At 72.4% G+C, this 2,811-nt stretch carries 4 protein-coding genes; 3 read left to right on the forward strand and 1 reads right to left on the reverse strand.

Annotated features, from left to right (window positions below; translation table 11 throughout):
- Positions 1–1,031 (reverse strand): sensor histidine kinase (locus tag H5J33_RS29810; protein WP_181797903.1); only part of this gene is annotated, 1,031 nt, incomplete at its 3' end.
- Between the two features lie 230 nt (positions 1,032–1,261).
- Between H5J33_RS29810 and H5J33_RS29815 the strand changes: the two genes are divergently transcribed.
- From H5J33_RS29815 to H5J33_RS29825, 3 genes are all read left to right on the forward strand, one after another.
- Complete coding sequence (locus tag H5J33_RS29815; RefSeq protein WP_030778387.1) at positions 1,262–1,681, forward strand: NADH-quinone oxidoreductase subunit A; 420 nt, start codon at positions 1,262–1,264, stop codon at positions 1,679–1,681.
- Complete coding sequence (locus H5J33_RS29820) at positions 1,672–2,277, forward strand: NADH-quinone oxidoreductase subunit B (RefSeq protein WP_030601416.1); 606 nt, start codon at positions 1,672–1,674, stop codon at positions 2,275–2,277. Before H5J33_RS29815 ends, H5J33_RS29820 begins: the two co-directional genes overlap by 10 nt.
- Positions 2,274–2,811 (forward strand): NADH-quinone oxidoreductase subunit C (locus tag H5J33_RS29825; protein WP_181797904.1); only part of this gene is annotated, 538 nt, incomplete at its 3' end. The genes H5J33_RS29820 and H5J33_RS29825, both read left to right, overlap by 4 nt.

Below are 2,811 nucleotides of genomic sequence, written 5' to 3' on the forward strand. Positions count from 1 at the left end.
CGGTCGTCCGCCCGCCAGGCGTCGACGGAGGCGGCCCGGGCCCCGCTGTGCTTGCTGACGTTCTGCAGCAGCTCGGAGACGGTGAAGTAGGCGATGCCCTCGATGGCCGCCGCCGGCCGGGCCGGCAGGTCCACGCTCACCTTCACCGGCACCGTGCAGCGGGAGGCGACCGCCGACAGCGCCGCGTCCAGACCGCGGTCGGTGAGGACCGCCGGGTGGATGCCCCGGGCCAGGTCGCGCAGCTCCTGGAGGGCCAGCTTCACCTCGCCGTGCGCCTCGTCCACCATCGCCGCCGCCGCGTCCGGGTCCTCCAGCAGCTTCTCCTTGGCCAGGCCCAGCCCCATGGCCAGGTTGACCAGCCGCGCCTGGGCGCCGTCGTGCAGATCCCGCTCGATCCGGCGCAGGTCCGCCGCCGCCGTGTCCACCACGATCCCGCGGTCGGACTCCAGCTCGGCGATCCGGCGCTCCAGCTCGTCCGAGGGCGACAGCAGCCCGCGCACCATCGCCCGGTCCAGGTTCGCCATCAGCCGGGCCAGGTACGGCAGCACCGGCCACAGTACGAACAGCGAGGTCAGCGTGGTGACGAAGGTGAGGATGCCCCACGGCAGCCGGATCACGTCGTAGAGCAGGGTGCGCCAGCCCACCGGGTCCTTCAGCGCCATCCACACCCACTGCACCGGCCCCCCGCTCCTCGCGAGCGGCAGCGGCGACGGCTCCTCCACCCGCACCCCGAGCAGCTTGCGGGCCCGGGCCCGTTCCATCTTGCCCAGCTGCCGGGAGACCAGCAGGCACACCGCGAGCAGCGGCAGCCCGATCACGGTGAGGGTGAGGACGCCGCCGACCACCAGCGCGGTGAACGCGTACGTGAAACCGATCACCGTCACCGGCAGGTTCAGCAGCAGGTGCGCGATCTCCTTCCAGGTGTGCGCGTCGTAGGCCGGCCGGGGCGGAGGCAGCCGGTGCGAGCCGTCGCGTCCGTCGTCTGCGTCGGTGCCGCCGTTCGGGGCGGCGGCGGGGCGGGGAGCGGTCATGCTGGTCAGCCTGCCGTGCCGGGCACCGTTCCCGCCATGCGGTATGCCGCCCTGCGCCGCCGGGGGAAAACCCCACCCCCGGACCGGCCGGACGTCTCACGGTGTGACGGGCCGCTTACCCGGTCTTTATCAGGGCCTAGACTCGCGTGCGTACAGATCCTCGAACCACGAGGCATCACCCAGTGCACTAATTCACCACGGTCACGAGGTCAGGGAGCGAGGGACGGACGGTGCGGGAGACGTTGGGGGACTCGGCGGTCGCCGCGGGGCACGTCGTCGCGGCCGGCTACTTCCGGTCCTACTCGGTGGTCGGGCTGCTCGCCGTCGTCGGCGTGCTGTTCGTCGCGGTCGCCTTCGGCGCCGGCCGCCTGCTGCGACCGGTCGTGCCGACACCGGAGAAACTCCTGACCTACGAGTGCGGTGTCGACCCCGTCGGCGAGGGCTGGGCCCACACCCAGGTCCGCTACTACGTCTACGCCTTCCTGTACGTGATCTTCGCGGTCGACTCGATCTTCCTGTTCCCCTGGGCGACGGTCTTCGCCGCCCCCGGCTACGGCGCCGCGACCCTGGTGGAGATGTTCGTCTTCCTCGGTTTCCTCGCCGTGGGCCTGCTGTACGCATACAAGAAGGGCGTCCTGGCATGGACGTGAACCCGGACCCCGTCCTCCTGCCCGAGCCCAAGCGGCTGGGCGCGCTGGCGCGGCTGGCGCCCGAGCCGATGAAGGTGGTCCTGAACTGGGGCCGCCGCTACTCGCTGTGGGTGTTCAACTTCGGTCTCGCCTGCTGCGCGATCGAGTTCATCGCCGCGTCGATGGCCCGCCACGACTTCATCCGGCTCGGCGTCATCCCCTTCGCACCGGGCCCCCGCCAGGCCGACCTGATGGTGGTCTCGGGCACCGTGACGGACAAGATGGCCCCGGCCGTCAAGCGGCTGTACGAGCAGATGCCCGAGCCGAAGTACGTCATCTCCTTCGGCGCGTGCTCCAACTGCGGCGGCCCCTACTGGGACTCCTACTCCGTCACCAAGGGCGTCGACCAGATCATCCCGGTGGACGTCTACGTCCCCGGCTGCCCGCCGCGCCCCGAGGCACTGCTCCAGGGCATCCTCAAGCTCCAGGAGAAGATCGCCCGCGAGTCGCTCGGCGAGCGGTACGGCGACGGGCCCGCCGGCCGGCCGTCCGCCGCGGCCCTGCAGAGCGGCCTGGTCCGGCCCCCGGCGCCGGCCGGTGAGGAGGGCCCGCGATGAGCACCGCCGCCGGCTGGCTGCCCGCCCCCGCCGAGGAACTCTTCGGCCCGGACGCCACGGCGGAGGAGTCGTACGACCTCCTGACCGTCGACGTACCGCCGTCCGCCTGGCTCACCGCCCTGGAGACGGCCCGTACGACCCTGGGCTGCACCTACTTCGACTGGCTGAGCGCGGTCGACGAACCGGGCACGGGTTTCCGGGTCGCCGCGCACGTCGTCGCCCTGCACCCGGTCCGCCGTCTCCTCGTCCGTACGACGGTCCCGCACGAGGCTCCCGCCCTGCCCTCCGCCACCGGCGTCTACGCGGGCGCCACCTGGCACGAGCGCGAGACCCACGAGATGTTCGGCGTCGTCTTCGAAGGCCACCCGGGCCTGGAGCACCTGCTCCTCCCCGAGAACTTCGAGGGCCACCCCCTGCGCAAGGACTTCGTCCTCGCCGCCCGGGTCGCCAAGGCGTGGCCGGGCGCCAAGGAGCCGGGCGAGTCCGAGCACGGCGGCCCCAAGCGCCGCCAGATGCTGCCGCCGGGCGTCCCCG

Origin of the sequence: Streptomyces sp. WELS2 (assembly GCF_013870595.1) — a bacterium.
Lineage (GTDB): Bacteria > Actinomycetota > Actinomycetes > Streptomycetales > Streptomycetaceae > Streptomyces.

Excerpts from the sequence above, each read along its gene's own strand:
- H5J33_RS29820 (WP_030601416.1), top strand. The coding sequence starts at position 1,672 with ATGGACGTGAACCCGGACCCCGTCCTCCTGCCCGAGCCCAAGCGGCTG.